The following is a 15,005-nucleotide window of genomic DNA, read 5'->3' as shown; positions in this document are numbered from 1 at the left end:
CAACAAGTCTGTTTTTAAGGTTATCGTTATGAAATTAAGTAAGATTGCAACAGTTACTGCCATCATCTTTGCAGCCAATAGCGTTATGTTTGCCCATGCTGCCGGTGGTGGAGCGGTTCATGCTGATCATGGACATGGAAATAGCCACCAGCATTTCCACCCACAAGGCAAACCGCCTTCCAAACACACCTTGGCACTGCATGAAAGCCTGAAAAAATCGTTGCCATTCGAAGACGCAAGGGATTTTGAAGAGTCGAAAAAGGGATTTATTGCCAAACCTGAGTTTACCAAGATCATGGCGGATGCAGGGCATGTCGCCTGGGATATCGGCAGCTATCAATTCCTGCTGGAAGGTAAGGATTTCACTAGCATTCACCCCTCATTACAGCGGCAGGCAGTCCTCAATATGGCTTATGGCCTGTATGAAGTGGTACCGGATCGTATCTATCAGATCCGTGGTTTTGACTTGGCTAACATGACGCTGATTAAAGGTGATACTGGTTGGATCATTTTTGATCCCTTGACGGCCAAAGAGACGGCTGCTGCCGCGCTGGCATTTGCCAATGAGAAATTGGGTAAGCGCCCGGTGGTTGCCGTGATCTTCTCCCATACCCACGTTGACCACTTTGGTGGAGTACGCGGTGTGGTCGATGAACAGGATGTGGTGAGTGGCAAAGTGCCAGTGATCGCGCCGGAAGGTTTCATGCGCGAAGCGATTGCGGAAAACGTGTTTGCCGGCAATGCGATGGCGAGACGAGTTCAATATCAATACGGTGTGTTACTGGCCCGTAACCCATTTGGGCACGTTGACCAAGCGATTGGTAAGAATATTGCTAACGGTAATACCGGTTTGATCGCACCCAACAAATTCATTAGCAAAGATTTTGAAGAAGTGACCATCGATGGTGTCACTATGGTGTTCCAAAATACCCCCGATACCGAAGCACCGGTAGAGATGAACACCTACTTCCCACAATTTAAAGCCTTCTGGGCTGCCGAGAATATCACAGGCACCATCCACAATATTTACACCTTGCGTGGTGCTCAGGTACGTGACGCCTTGAACTGGTCGAAACACATCAACAAAGCACTGTACAAATTTGGTGATGATGTGGAAGTGATGTTTGCCTCTCATAGCTGGCCGCGTTGGGGCAAAGAGCGCGTGCAAGAAGTGATGCGTGCACAGCGCGACATGTATGCCAACATGAATAACCAGGTGCTGCATTATGCCAATCAGGGCGTGACGATCAATGAGATCCACAATGTTTATCAGGCCCCCCCCAGCTTACAGCGCCAATGGGCGGCAAGGAGTTACCACGGCTCTGAGGGACACAACACACGCGGCATTATCAACCGCTATCTCGGTTACTGGGATGGCAACCCTACCACGTTAGTACCGCTCTCTCCGCGCGATTCAGCACCACTCTACGTTGAGATGATGGGTGGCGCTGCAAAGATCATTGCGAAAGCTAAGCAGCTTAATGAACAGGGAAAATACCTGGAAGCAACGGAGATCCTGAATAAGTTGGTCTATGCCGAACCACAGAATCAGGAAGCAAGAAATCTACTGGCGGATGCCTTTGAACAACTGGGTTACCAAAAGGAGAGCACGGGAGTGCGTAACAGCTTCCTCCAGGCAGCCTATGAGTTGCGATCTGGCTTACCACAAGGGTTAGCGCCAAGACCAACTGGACCGGATGTGATCCGAGCATTGCCTACCGCACTCTGGCTCGATTTCCTGGGTATCAGTATGGACAGCCGCCGTGCTGACGGCATGAACTTCACGATTAATCTGATCACTCCAGATAACAATGAGAAGTTCCTGTTAGAGATGAGCAACGCAACACTAACAAATATTGCTGATTATCAAGCGAAAAACCCAACGTTAACTATCACGGTGGATCGTGCTGATTTGAACGGTGTGATGATGGGGATCACCTCATTTGAAGCACTCGAGGAACAAGGTAAAGCGAAATTTGACGGTGACCGTTCGGCTTATGAGCAGTTAAAGAGCCTGATGGTGGTATTTACGCCAAACTTTGAGATGATGCCAGGCACAGTCAATGCTGCGCCAACACCAGCCTCTGCGAACAGGAATAACAGCGCACCACGCTACGATGCAAAACCGTTTGAGTATGTCATCTATACCACGGAAGAAGATTAATCGCAGAGGAATGAGTCAGAGAGGAACCTGTTAGCACGCTGTTAACGTTATCACAGACCCCGACCGCCGCTTTTTGCGCGCTTGGGGTCTGTACGCTGCGTGATCGCTGATTTAGCGCCTATGTATTCGGGCGATGCGGCTCTTGGAGGCTACTGGCAAGCGTTAGCAACCGCCGGTACATTACCGGTGCCTAACGGGTTGCACCAACAATGTTGACTGGAAACGATGCTTAGTGTGATAGGTGCTTACTAACGGTATATAATCACAATATTTTCATGTTGTGTCTCTTTCAAAGGACGAGCTATTGCTATGTTTAAACAAACCCTGATTGCTGCTATTACCTTCTGTTCATTGGCCTGTGCAACTGTCGCCTTCGCTGCGGGTGAAACTCGCGTCATGTTAACCACTTCACTGGGTGATATTGAGCTACAGCTCGATAGTGAAAAAGCGCCGATCAGCAGTAAAAACTTTGTTGATTACGTCAACAGCGGTTACTACAACAACACCATCTTCCATCGTGTCATCCCGGGTTTTATGGTGCAGGGTGGTGGATTTAATGCCGAGATGCAGCAGAAAGTCACTCAATCGCCGATCAAGAATGAGGCTGACAATGGCTTGCGTAATCTGCGTGGCACGATCGCAATGGCACGCACGGCCAACAAAGACAGCGCGACCAGTCAGTTCTTTATCAATGTGGCGGATAACGCCTTTCTGGATCATGGGCAGCGTGATTTTGGCTATGCGGTATTTGGTAAGGTGGTGAAGGGAATCGACGTAGTGGACAAAATTGCTCAGGCGCCGACCGGTTCACGAGGCCCACATCAAAATGTGCCGAAAACGCCAATTGTGATCTTATCGGCAAAAGTGCTGCCATAATCTACCCTTGCCGGTTGCTCTGGTGTGACCGGCCTCCGTTAGACAGCGAAGCCGATTGCCGCTGGCTGTTCTTTTTTAGCCTGGCGTGATTTAATGGCGGTCTGCAACCAGGCTGACTATTCAGTGTCCGTTGCCTGCCCTATTGTTCAGGATCCGCCGTGGCTATGTTTGAATTCAACCAGATCTTGCTGTTACTACAGCAAATGTGCATTTATCTTGTCATTGCTTATTTGTTGAGCAAAACACCGCTGTTTATCCCGCTAACTCAAGTGACCATCCGACTACCGCATAAATTACTGTGTTATGTGATCTTCTCGGTGTTCTGCATCATGGGTACCTACTTTGGGTTGCATGTGCAGGACTCGATTGCCAATACGCGTGCGATTGGGGCGGTACTGGGGGGGCTGCTTGGCGGCCCTTCGGTGGGCTTTCTGGTCGGTTTGACGGGCGGGCTGCATCGCTACACCCTAGGCGGTATGACTGATGTTGCTTGCACCATAGCGACCGTTATTGCCGGCTTACTCGGTGGCATCATTCATAGCATTGCCATGCGGCGTGGACGTATTGCACTGCTATTTAACCCATTTTTTGTCGCCGGAGTTGCATTCACTGCCGAACTGCTAGAGATGGCGATCATTTTACTGATGGCGCGTCCGTTTACTGAAGCGGTATGGTTGGTGGAGCATATCGTATTTCCGATGCTGATCGCCAATACGCTAGGTGCAGCGATGTTTGTGCAGATCCTGCTTGATCGACGTGCGATGTTTGAAAAATATACCAACGCGTTCTCTTCGAAGGCATTAAAAATTGCTGAGCGTACCGAAGGCATCTTGCGCCAGGGATTTGACCAGGAAAATAGCATGAAAGTGGCGCGGGTGATCTATCAGGAGCTCGGCATTGGTGCGGTCGCGATCACCGATCGTGACAAGTTACTGGCTTTTATTGGCATCGGTGCTGACCACCATCTGCCGGGGACGCCCATTGCCTCGGTTCATTCACTGCGTGCGATTGAGAATAACGAGGTGGTTTATGCCGATGGTAACGAACTCTCTTACTGCTGCTCGATCAATGCGAATTGCAAACTGGGTTCGACACTGGTGATCCCGCTGCGCGGTGAAAATCAGCGCGTGATTGGTACCATTAAACTCTACGAACCAAAAACCAAGTTGTTCAGCACCATCAACCGCACCCTTGGTGAGGGCATTGCCAACCTGCTCTCAGCGCAGATCATGGCTGGGCAATATGAACGCCATAAACAGCTATTGGCACAGTCAGAGATCAAACTGTTACATGCTCAGGTTAACCCACATTTTCTGTTTAATGCCTTCAACACGCTGGTTGCGGTGATCCGCCGTGACGGTGAACGAGCGTGCGAATTAGTGCAGTACCTATCCACCTTCTTTCGCAAAAATCTTAAACGTTCCGATGACGAGGTAACACTGGCGGATGAGATAGAACATGTGAATGCTTACTTACAAATTGAGAAGGCGCGCTTTGCCGATCGGCTGGAAGTGATGGTCTCTCTACCGCCTGAGCTGCTGTCAGTCAGGCTACCGGCATTCTCACTGCAACCGATTGTAGAAAACGCCATCAAGCACGGCACTTCAAACCTGCTCGGTGTTGGACGCATCGAGATTGGCGCACATCTACAAGGGGAACATCTGTTGTTGCATGTGACCGATAACGCCGGGTTATTCAGCCCGCAACAAGGTGGCAGTGGCTTAGGGATGAATTTGGTTGATCGGCGCATTCGCGTGCGCTACGGCGACGATTACGGTGTGCAAGTCGCCTGTGAACCGGAAAACTTCACCTGTATTACCTTAAACGTGCCGTGGGCAAAGGCGGCGTAATGTTAACCGTACTGATTGTTGATGATGAACCTTCTGCACGTGACAACCTGCGTCATCTGCTGGAGGCGGAACCTGAAGTCACCATTATTGGTGAGTGTAGCAATGCGATTGAAGCCATCGGCCAGATCCACCGCTTGCAGCCGGATGTGGTGTTTTTGGATATCCAGATGCCCCGTATCAGCGGGTTAGAGATGGTAGCAATGCTTGATCCTAAGCAGATGCCACACATTGTATTTTTAACTGCTTACGACGCCTATGCAGTACAGGCTTTTGAGCAGCACGCGTTTGATTATTTGCTAAAACCGGCGGAACCGGCACGGTTAAATAAAACCTTACAGCGCTTACGGCAACAGAGAGTTCCACAAAATATCAATGGATTAACTGAAGGAGAAGGCTACCTGAAGTATATCCCCTGCACCGGACACAGCCGCATCTACCTATTACGTTTTGATGAAGTGATTGCCGTGCGTTCCAAATCGACTGGTGTTTATGTGGTGCGAAATGATGGTATGGAGTGTTTTACCGAATTGACTCTACGCACGTTGGAGCAACGCACCCCGCTGGTACGCTGTCACCGCCAATATCTGGTTAACCTTGAGCAAGTTAAAGAGATCCGCTTCGAAGAGAGCGGCGTGGTTGAGATGGTGATGTCGGTTGGTGAGCCAGTGCCAGTGAGTCGGCGTTATTTGCGCACCTTGAAAGATGAGCTAGGGTTACGTGGCTAGCCGCCTGTTGGATGAGAGGTGTTAGCGTGATTACCGTTTCCATCTTGTCTGGCAACGTCTGACTCGATGGGTGAAAGAGTTTACTGCTGCTGTGCTCAATAGCTTGCTGTTTCCTCCGCTCGATTTTACTGATGGCATTGAAAGAAATGATTGTGTATCGGTGACAAAAAACAGTATTCACAATGCACATAACAAGTTAGCTTCGTTGCTATTAATCACCCACAGTAGGTTGCCAATATGTTGCTGCTGATCGATAACTATGACTCTTTTACCTACAACTTATACCAGTATTTCTGTGAGTTGGGCGCGGATGTGCAGGTGAAACGCAATGATGAATTGCAATTAGCAGACATTGAGCGCTTAGCACCGCAACAGTTGGTGATCTCACCTGGCCCGGGGACACCGGACGATGCCGGTATCTCGCTGGCTGCGATCCACCATTTTGCTGGGCGAGTGCCGATTTTGGGTGTTTGCCTTGGCCATCAGGCAATTGGGCAGGCATTTGGTGCTCAGGTTGTGCTGGCACGTGAGGTGATGCACGGCAAAACATCAACCATTTATCATACTCAGCAGGGTGTTTTTAGTGGATTACACAATCCGTTAACGGTAACACGCTACCATTCGTTGATCTTGCAAGCCGACACGTTACCGGCGTGCTTTGAAGTGACCGCCTGGAGTGAGCGAGAAGGCGGTGTTGATGAAATTATGGCGATCCGTCACCGCACCCTAGCACTGGAAGGGGTGCAATTTCATCCGGAAAGCATTCTTAGCGAACAGGGTCATCAACTCTTGGCCAATTTCCTGCGGCAATAGATCGCTGACAGCACTTCACTGAACCGAGCTACTGGCGGCCTCGCCAGTAGCGGCATTTAAGCCCACATCCGGCGGAGTGGCTGCACTTGCCATAGGTTTTGCCGTGTTGCTGGTGGCTTCAGGCATTGCTGCCTAGAGGCAATTTGCATTATTTGCACTCTCTATTTGAACTATCCATTTGCTATTGACTGCTTTTTTATGCATATTTTGTGACTAGATTTTCACGTGGTTTCAATTGATGGCAGAACAGCGAGAAGCTCAGTGCATTAGATGCCAGTAGATTGAGGTTCTTGGTGGTGTGCAGCAATAGCAACTTTTCATGCATATTGGTTTGAAGGTGACTCATGAGCGAACAGAGTGTGGTGGATCGCAGTACATTTGATCAGGTTATTTTGCCGGTCTACGCACCGGCTCAATTTGTGCCAGTAACAGGCCAAGGCAGTCGAGTATGGGATCAGCAGGGAAAGGAGTATATCGATTTCTCTGGTGGGATCGCGGTTACCGCTTTGGGCCACTGCCACCCAGCATTGGTTAATGCCTTGAAACAGCAGGCGGAAAAGTTGTGGCACACCAGTAACGTGTTTACCAATGAACCGGCATTACGTTTGGCAACTAAACTGATCAATGCCACATTTGCCGATCGTGTTTTTTTTGCGAATTCAGGCGCAGAGGCCAACGAAGCAGCATTTAAGCTGGCGCGTCATTATGCTATTACCCGTCATAGCCCCTATAAAACCAAAATTATCGCCTTCAACAACGCTTTTCATGGTCGAACGTTATTCACGGTTTCTGTTGGTGGCCAGGCAAAATACTCTGATGGGTTTGGGCCAAAACCGGCCGATATCATCCATGTTCCATTTAATGATCTGGCAGCAGTGCGGGCAGTGATCGACGACCACACTTGCGCGGTGGTGATGGAGCCGATTCAGGGGGAAGGGGGAATAACGGCAGCGCAACCTGACTTTATGCGTGGCGTGCGTGAGCTGTGTGATCAACACCAGGCGTTGCTGATCCTTGATGAAGTACAAAGTGGCATGGGGCGTAGCGGTAAGTTGTTTAGCTATATGCACTATGGTGTTACGCCAGATATTGTTACCACTGCCAAGGCATTGGGCGGCGGTTTCCCGATCAGTGCGATGCTGACAACAGAAGAAATAGGTTCAGTGATGCGTGTCGGCACCCACGGCACGACTTATGGTGGTAACCCGCTGGCTTGTGCCGTGGCTGAAGCGGCACTGGATGTGATTAATACCCCGGCAGTTCTCGATGGCGTGACACAGCGCCATACGCTGTTAGTGGGGGCGTTACGGCAACTGGCGCAAGAATATGCGCTGTTTAGTGAGATCCGTGGCATGGGATTGCTGATTGGTGCTGAACTGAGTAGCGATTATCACGGTAGAGCGGCAGATTTTTTGGCGGCCGCTGCTGCGCGTGGTTTGATGCTGCTTAGCGCTGGGCCAAATGTGATCCGCTTCGCGCCTTCGTTGGTGATCACACAACAGGATATCGAACAGGGCATGGCGCTGTTTGAACAAGCGATCCAGGATCTGTTAAACCGCTAGCAGGTGGTATTGGCTCGTGATGTTCAGCGCCGGTCTCGCTCAGCGTGAAAGATTGCTGGTTGTTGGCGACAGACTACTGCCCGTTTTGGATCAGCGTTAGCCTGTTGCCAACGCTAGCGACTGACCAAAACCAGCGCCACTGAATAATTTATTTAAAATCAATCAGTTATTGACATGGTGCCGCGTCACATATTGACCAGTGTGGGGGTGATAAAGATCACCAACTCGCGCTTTTTGTGCTGTTTGCTCTGGTGGCGAAACAGTCCACCTAGCAACGGCAGATCGCCGAAAGCAGGTACTTTATCTACCCCTTGACTGCGTTGACGTTGAAAAATACCGCCAAGTACAATGGTTTCACCACTCTTGACGGTAACTTGGGTCTTAATTTCCTGCTTGTCGATTGCCAGTGTTTCACCGTTACCACGTTGTAGCACCCGTCCTGGCATATTTTGGCTGATATGGAGTGCTAGCGTGATGCGGCCATTGGCGTGAATTTGCGGTGTCACCTCCATACCGAGCACCGCTTCCTTGAATTGCACAGAGCTTGAGCCATTGTTGCTGTTGGTAACTTCATAAGGAATTTCGGTGCCCTGCTTAATGCTGGCGGTTTTCTGGTGTGAAGTGAGTAGCCGAGGGCTGGCAATAATTTCCACTTCATTTTCCTGTTCCAATGCCGATAACTCTAAATCGAGCAGTCGTCCGCTGATACGTGCCAAATGCAACCCGAGCGTGGCATGGCTGTTTTCTAATGGCAACCCCAGATTAAAGTTACCCAGTCGCATCGATTTCGCCGTTTTTTCTTCCGCTGCCAACCCCCAACGCACTCCCAGTTCACGCAGGTTTTCGCTGCTGATAGTAACAATATGCGCAGCCAGTTGTACTTGTGACAACGGCGTGTCGATCTCTTTAACCCAGATCTGAACCTGCTTCAGTGCTGCTGCGTTATCGCGTAGTAACAGCGCGTTGGTTCTTTTATCGACCATCACACTGCCGCGTTCGGTGAGCAATTTGCCACGTAGAGTTTCCAGGTGTTTGGCTAGCTCATCCGCATCGGCATTTTGCAGTGTAATAGTCAGATTGCGCAACGGCTGCTGCTGAGCTAACGCCTGTTGCTGCCGCTGCTGTTCATGTTCATCTGGTGCCGGGTAAATCATCATGACATTACCCTCAATGACCATGGTTAATTTACTCATGCGTAACACCACCGCCAGCGCCTGTTGCCAAGGAACATTCTGTAAGCGCAGCGTCAGTTGTCCTTTTACGCCTGCATCTGCGACTAGATTAAGTTGCTGATATTCAGCGAGTGCTTGAAGGATTAGGCTGACTGGAGCCTGTTCGAAGGCTAACGAGACCGGTTGTTGTGGCGCGATCGCGTCAGTTGCTGTGGCAGGAGCTGTTGGCAGCAGTGCCAGTAACAAGATGATCAGGCCAATTGCGGCCAGTGCTGAATTATCACGTTTCATTGTTGGCCTCTTGCCTGAATGTTGCCCAGTTGTAGCATGATGCGTGCATGGTGTGATGTGCAGGCGCTGTCATTGTACTGTGGCGTGAACTCCAATTGATCAGCGGTGATCTGTGTTACCTGCCAGTGTTGATCTAGCACTAACTGTTTGCTGCTCAACATTAACCATTGGCCTTGCGGGGTGATCACCCAGGCGTGACGCGAAGCTGCATGGCCAATGGTGCCTTTTAATTGCCACTGTTGCGGTGATAAAGCGCTAACGAGGCAAGGCGGTGTCTGTGGCGCCAGAAAGGGATCCGGGTAGTGTTCACTCGCCTGAGTACCGGCGCAGAGCAGGTAGAGGATGAGTTGTTTCTTATTCATCATTCACCTTTTGCTGATGCTGTAATCTCAGTTGTGTCACTAATCCCTCTGGACGCTGAGTAATTTTGAGTTGTTCAATACGGCTGTTGGCAGGCATTTCTGCTAACAGCGCCAGTAGCCGGTTAAATTCCAACTGCATCACCACTGATTGTTGCGCCACCTGCTCCTGTTGTTGCCAATGTAATAACTGGCCACCAAGCTGGTAGAGCTGGCTTGCCAGATCACGCTGTGCCGTTTGCTGTTCTGACCGTTGCTGTTGCAGATTGGCGGTCAAGAGTGCCAGTTCTGGTAACAGTGCGAGTTGTTGTTGACGTTGGGTAATCATTGCCTCTGCCTGCTGCCGCTGTTGTTGCAGGGTTTGATAGTGCCGCCATGGATTAATGCCAAACAGCATGAAGAGCAGCAGGGCTAAGCCCGCCAATAGCAACCACTGAGTCGCGAGAATTTGCCATCCTGGCCGATAGAGCCAGGGTGAAAACCATGTCGGTGGTGCGTTATCCTTCATGTTGCCACCAGGCGGTCAGAGTAAAAGCCAGCCCCTGTTGGTGTGGTGTTACCTGCGTGAGCTGGCTGCGTTGCAGTAACGAGAGTGTCGACAGGCGCTGTTGAAAGGTGTGGATAGCGGCATAGTGGCCACTCAGCCCGTACACTCTGATCACGTTGCCGTTCTGTTCCAGTTCAGTCAACCATAACGCTGTTGGCCGTCGCTGTGCCAGTTGCTGCAAGAGCAGCAGGTAGCGCTGGTTAATCTGTCGATTTTTCTGTTGTAGTAAGTTCTTTTCTGTTTGCTGTTGCAGCCTGGTAATTAGCAGTTGGCGTTGCTGAATCGCCTGAGCGAGCTGCTGTTGTTGGCTGCTAAGCTCAGAGAGCTGCTGCTGTAACGTGGTTTGCTGATGGTGCAGCCAACGGGAGAGCACCGCCCACGCCAGCAACAGCAGCAACACCTGTAGCGCAGCACAGCGTAACCAGAAATGATAACGTTTCTGCTGCTGTCGCAGACGCCAGGGCAGCAAATTAACCTGATACATCAGTGATCCTCGCGGCGTAATGCCAAGCCGCCAGCCAGTACAAATGCCATCGGGTGGCTGGGGAGTGGCAGTGGCAACTGGCGAAAAGCCACCAGAGGTGACCATGGGATTGCTCCGATTGGTGTCGGGCATTCAATCGCGCTGCTGTAGTAGATTTCTGTTGCAGTGAAGGTCGTGCTTTGGTGACTGATTAGCTCAATCAATTGCTGAGTGTCGGCGATATTTTGATCGGCAAGTGTGCCGTAGTTAAAACCACCTTGGCGAGGTGCTACCCATAACCAGCCCTGTTCCAGCCGGTGTAGCAGCGTGCTGTTGGCAGGCAAGCCGGCAAACTCTGCCATCAGTGACAGCGCATTCGGTGCGATCTCGATCACTTCAGGCTGTAGATCTGCTTGCTGTAGGCAGTGTAACCATTGCTGCAACTCTTGCTGTCGTGCGGCGGTTAATAGCAGTTGAGTGCTGTCAGGGTGTGTTTGTCGGTAGTCGAGTGCTAAGGTTTGGCTATCAAGTGGGAACTGTTTTAATCCTTGATGAGTGATGTAACTGTGGCGCATCGGTTCACGCAGGCGCAGATCGGGCAGTGGCATCGGTTGTTGCAAAATACGCTGGGCAGGGAGTGCCAAGCGCAGTGAAAACTGTTTTGGTAGCGCAGTGCGCCAGTGCTTGAGCGCGGAGATCAATAACGCGTTTTGTGTGATCTGCCCTTCACGCAGTAGTGGCTGTTGCTGGGGCAGTTGCCAGCATTGACGCAACTGCCAGCCGTGACGGTGACGTTGCACAGCCACGGCTCTGATACAGTGGCTATCAATATCCAAGCCAATTTGCCAACGTTGAGAAAACATTGTTCACCCCAGGTTTATGTTGCCGGATGGCAAAAGAACATATCTATTGCCGCCGAGTTACCCTTATACTACGGCCTCAATGTTTATAAACTGCCCAATCGTCATAACATGGGAAATCTCAGGTGAAGTTCGTAAAGTATTTTTTAATTTTGATCGTCTGTTGCATTTTATTGGGAGCCGCCTCGATTTTTGGCTTGTACAAATATATCGAGCCACAGCTCCCGGATGTGGCGACACTGAAAGACATCCGGCTGCAAACCCCAATGCAGGTTTACAGCGCTGACGGTGAATTGATCGCACAATATGGTGAAATGCGCCGTATTCCGCTCAAATTCGAGCAACTTCCGCCATTAATGCTACAAGCCTTTATTGCGACAGAGGATAGCCGTTTCTTTGAACATCATGGGGTTGATCCAACCGGTATTGCACGCGCTTTGTCGATAGCGCTGACATCCGGTCGTGCATCACAGGGCGGTAGTACTATCACCCAGCAGTTGGCAAAAAATTTCTTCTTAAGCCCAGAAAGAACGTTACTACGTAAAGTAAAAGAGGTCTTTCTGGCGGTTAGAATCGAACAACTGTTGACCAAGAATGAAATTTTGGAACTTTATCTAAACAAAATTTACCTCGGTTATCGCGCTTATGGTGTTGGTGCAGCAGCACAGGTCTATTTTGGTAAAGATGTTAGCCAGTTAACCTTAAGTGAAATAGCGACCATCGCTGGCTTGCCGAAAGCACCTTCAACATTTAACCCGCTTTATTCTCATACTCGTGCGCTGTCGCGTCGCAATGTGGTATTGGCGCGGATGCTGGATGAGGGCTACATCGACCAGCAACAGTATGAACAAGCGCGTAATGAAGCGCTGGTAGCCTCTTACCACACACCGGAGATCAGTTTCCAAGCTCCGTATTTGGCAGAGATGGTGCGTCAGGAGATGGTGAAACGTTATGGCGAACAGGCTTACAACGATGGCTATAAGGTCTACACCACCATCACTAAAAAATTGCAGTTAGCGGCAGAAGACGCGGTACGTACCAACATCATTAACTATGACATGCGTCACGGTTATCGCGGCCCGAGTCATGTTTATTGGCAACCGACTGAAGCGCCCTGGCAGCAGCAGCAGATCGTTGATGCCCTGAAAGATCTGCCCACTTATGGGCCGTTGCGGCCAGTGGTGATCGTTGAAACCAGTGCGGTGCAGGCTTCGGCGATGTTAGCGGATGGTAGCCTGATCACCTTACCGATGTCCGGTATGCGTTGGGCGCGCGCATTTAAAACGGATTCACTGCAAGGGACGACACCGAAGCGGGTGAGTGAAGTGGTTAAACCGGGGCAGCAAGTCTGGGTGCGCCAGGTAGATGAGGATTGGTGGTTGGCGCAGGTGCCGGAGGTGAATTCGGCGCTGATCTCACTTGATCCGAACAATGGAGCCGTGAGGGCGTTAGTGGGAGGGTTCGACTTTAGTCAAAGCAAGTTTAACCGTGCCACTCAGGCGGTACGCCAGTTAGGCTCTAACATTAAGCCATTCCTCTACACGGCAGCACTGGATAAAGGCTTGACGCTGGCGACGCTACTCAATGATCTGCCAATCACTCGCTGGGATGCCAACGCCGGTAATGACTGGCGGCCGAAGAACTCACCACCGACTTATGAGGGGCCAATGCGTTTACGGCAGGGGTTGGGGCAGTCGAAAAATGTGGTGATGGTACGTGCGATGCGCGCGATGGGTGTCGATTATGCGGCTGACTATCTACAGCGTTTTGGTTTCCCTGCACGTAACATTGTGCGTTCTGAGTCACTGGCGTTAGGCTCCGCCTCGTTTACTCCGATGCAGGTAGCGCGTGGCTATGCGGTACTGGCAAACGGTGGTTATCTGGTTGATCCCTATTTCATTGACAAGATTGTCGATCATACCGGTAGCAGCGTGTTTGTCAGCCAGCCCAAAGTGGTTTGCCATACTTGCAACCTGCCGGTGATTTATGGTGAAACCGAGCGCTCAGCAATACTTTCGGACGACAATATTGAGAATGTCGCGCTGTCGCAACTGCCGGTCGTCGAAGCTGCAACAGATGATCTGGCACCGGGTGAGCAAGCCCTGGCGGATGATTATGGTGTGGCAACAGCCGCAGTGACAGCCCCTTCTGTTGTGGATGCGGAGCAGCAAAGCGCAACACAAGCGGATGCGGAGCATTATGCTCCACATGTCATCAATACACCGTTGGCATTTTTGATGCGCGATGCACTGTATAGCAATATCTTTGGTGAACCAGGTTGGGTTGGTACTGGCTGGCGTGCCAGCCGAGATTTAGCCCGCCATGATATTGGTGGCAAGACCGGCACCACTAACAACTCGAAAGATGCTTGGTTCTCAGGCTATGGCCCTGATCTGGTGGCTGCAGTATGGCTCGGTTTTGATGATCATCGGCGAGAGTTGGGGAGTGCCAAGTCCTCTGATGCGCTGGAAGAGCAGACATTTGGCATTGAAGGGGGGGCAAAGAGCGCACAACCAGCCTGGAATGCGTTTATGAGAATGGCGCTGGAAGATGTGCCCGAACACAAAACAGAGCCACCTGCTGGTATTGTCAGTGTGCTGATTGATAAGAGCACCGGTAAGCTTTCCAACGGTGGTGAGAATAGCCGTCTGGAGTATTTTATTGACGGAACACAGCCGACCAAGTTCTCGCTCAATCAGGCCGGAACGACTTTTACCGATCAGGCGGGTGAGAGTCAGGAGCTATTTTAATATCGTGTGGTACAGAGCCTATTCCGATAGGCTCTGTACCGTTGTTTGCCTCAATTGTCATCGATAACCGCTTTTTCTGTCATTCACATCATAAGCACTCTGGCTGATTACAGTGATAATTTTGCACTGTAAGGAAGAGGGATAATTTGCCAGGGCAAACACGCGAGCGTGCATTTTTACATCTCATTAAATCAAAAAGTTAACTATTTTTAGTCAATAGTCGGGTAAAAACGTTCATGCGACTGCCCTGCATCACTAGCCTAGCCAACTAAATGACCGGGTAGCCGCAGAAACGGCTACCCGGTGGAATAAAAAACACAAAACCGAGAGATATTCGGCAAATTCACACCTCAATTAAGTACGGAATATCGAATAAAACAGCAAAAACCACCGATTTAGATTTAACTCTAGGACATGATGAGAAATTTATTGACTATCAACAAAAGGCAATGATATTTTCAATTTTCGATATAAATTACTCAAATGGATCAGAGGTTTTCATGTCTTACCTTGGTTATTTATCGTTAGAGGGAAAGAGTCAGGGATTAATTTCAGCGGGTTGTTCTTCGCTGG

At 50.3% G+C, this 15,005-nt stretch carries 12 protein-coding genes; 7 read left to right on the top strand and 5 right to left on the bottom strand.

The window, feature by feature from the left end; genetic code table 11:
- Positions 1-28: 28 nt before the first annotated feature.
- The 6 genes from EOJ37_RS11765 (at position 29) to argD (ending at position 7,990) form a co-directional block, all read left to right on the top strand.
- The gene (locus tag EOJ37_RS11765; protein ID WP_206194054.1) at positions 29-2,164 is read left to right on the top strand and encodes an alkyl/aryl-sulfatase; all 2,136 of its coding nucleotides are present in this window, start codon (positions 29-31) and stop codon (positions 2,162-2,164) included.
- A gap of 309 nt (positions 2,165-2,473) precedes the next feature.
- A complete protein-coding gene (gene ppiA, locus EOJ37_RS11760) occupies positions 2,474-3,040 on the top strand; it encodes a peptidylprolyl isomerase A (protein ID WP_127960105.1) in 567 nt (188 codons plus the stop codon).
- A gap of 164 nt (positions 3,041-3,204) precedes the next feature.
- A complete protein-coding gene (locus EOJ37_RS11755) occupies positions 3,205-4,890 on the top strand; it encodes a sensor histidine kinase (RefSeq protein WP_127960115.1) in 1,686 nt (561 codons plus the stop codon).
- Positions 4,890-5,615 (top strand): two-component system response regulator BtsR, encoded by a 726-nt coding sequence (gene btsR, locus EOJ37_RS11750; RefSeq protein ID WP_127960104.1) that lies wholly within the window; start codon positions 4,890-4,892, stop codon positions 5,613-5,615. Before EOJ37_RS11755 ends, btsR begins: the two co-directional genes overlap by 1 nt.
- Positions 5,616-5,852: 237 nt before the next feature.
- A complete protein-coding gene (locus tag EOJ37_RS11745; protein ID WP_127960103.1) occupies positions 5,853-6,428 on the top strand; it encodes an aminodeoxychorismate synthase component II in 576 nt (191 codons plus the stop codon).
- A gap of 344 nt (positions 6,429-6,772) precedes the next feature.
- Positions 6,773-7,990, top strand: coding sequence for a bifunctional acetylornithine/succinyldiaminopimelate transaminase (gene argD, locus EOJ37_RS11740; protein ID WP_127960102.1), 1,218 nt, complete (start codon positions 6,773-6,775; stop codon positions 7,988-7,990).
- Between the two features lie 185 nt (positions 7,991-8,175).
- Here the strand turns inward: argD and hofQ are convergent, their stop codons facing one another.
- Genes hofQ through pilM form a run of 5 tightly spaced genes read right to left on the bottom strand, consistent with a single transcriptional unit; the run spans position 8,176 to position 11,685 of the window.
- On the bottom strand, positions 8,176-9,453 hold the full coding sequence (hofQ, locus tag EOJ37_RS11735) for a DNA uptake porin HofQ (RefSeq protein ID WP_127960101.1): 1,278 nt from the start codon (positions 9,451-9,453) through the stop codon (positions 8,176-8,178).
- Complete coding sequence (locus tag EOJ37_RS11730) at positions 9,450-9,815, bottom strand: DUF2531 family protein (RefSeq protein ID WP_240651704.1); 366 nt, start codon at positions 9,813-9,815, stop codon at positions 9,450-9,452. Before EOJ37_RS11730 ends, hofQ begins: the two co-directional genes overlap by 4 nt.
- Complete coding sequence (locus EOJ37_RS11725) at positions 9,808-10,320, bottom strand: hypothetical protein (RefSeq protein WP_127960099.1); 513 nt, start codon at positions 10,318-10,320, stop codon at positions 9,808-9,810. Before EOJ37_RS11725 ends, EOJ37_RS11730 begins: the two co-directional genes overlap by 8 nt.
- Positions 10,310-10,843 (bottom strand): PilN domain-containing protein, encoded by a 534-nt coding sequence (locus tag EOJ37_RS11720; protein WP_162473697.1) that lies wholly within the window; start codon positions 10,841-10,843, stop codon positions 10,310-10,312. The genes EOJ37_RS11725 and EOJ37_RS11720 overlap by 11 nt, the downstream gene beginning before the upstream one ends.
- Positions 10,843-11,685 carry a type IV pilus biogenesis protein PilM gene (gene pilM, locus EOJ37_RS11715; protein ID WP_127960097.1) on the bottom strand — a complete coding sequence of 281 codons (843 nt, stop codon included), beginning with the start codon at positions 11,683-11,685 and terminating at the stop codon, positions 10,843-10,845. The genes EOJ37_RS11720 and pilM overlap by 1 nt, the downstream gene beginning before the upstream one ends.
- 122 nt (positions 11,686-11,807) lie before the next feature.
- Here pilM and mrcA point away from each other — a divergent pair, with 122 nt between their 5' ends.
- Positions 11,808-14,432: a peptidoglycan glycosyltransferase/peptidoglycan DD-transpeptidase MrcA gene (mrcA, locus tag EOJ37_RS11710; RefSeq protein WP_127960096.1), complete on the top strand. Its 2,625-nt coding sequence runs from the start codon at positions 11,808-11,810 to the stop codon at positions 14,430-14,432.
- Positions 14,433-15,005 lie beyond the last annotated feature (573 nt).

Source organism: Serratia microhaemolytica (genome assembly GCF_004011885.1).
In the GTDB taxonomy this organism is placed as follows: Bacteria; Pseudomonadota; Gammaproteobacteria; order Enterobacterales; family Enterobacteriaceae; genus Serratia_G; species Serratia_G microhaemolytica.
Note: the sequence above shows the minus strand (reverse complement) of the source record. Positions and strands in the feature narration are given on the sequence as shown.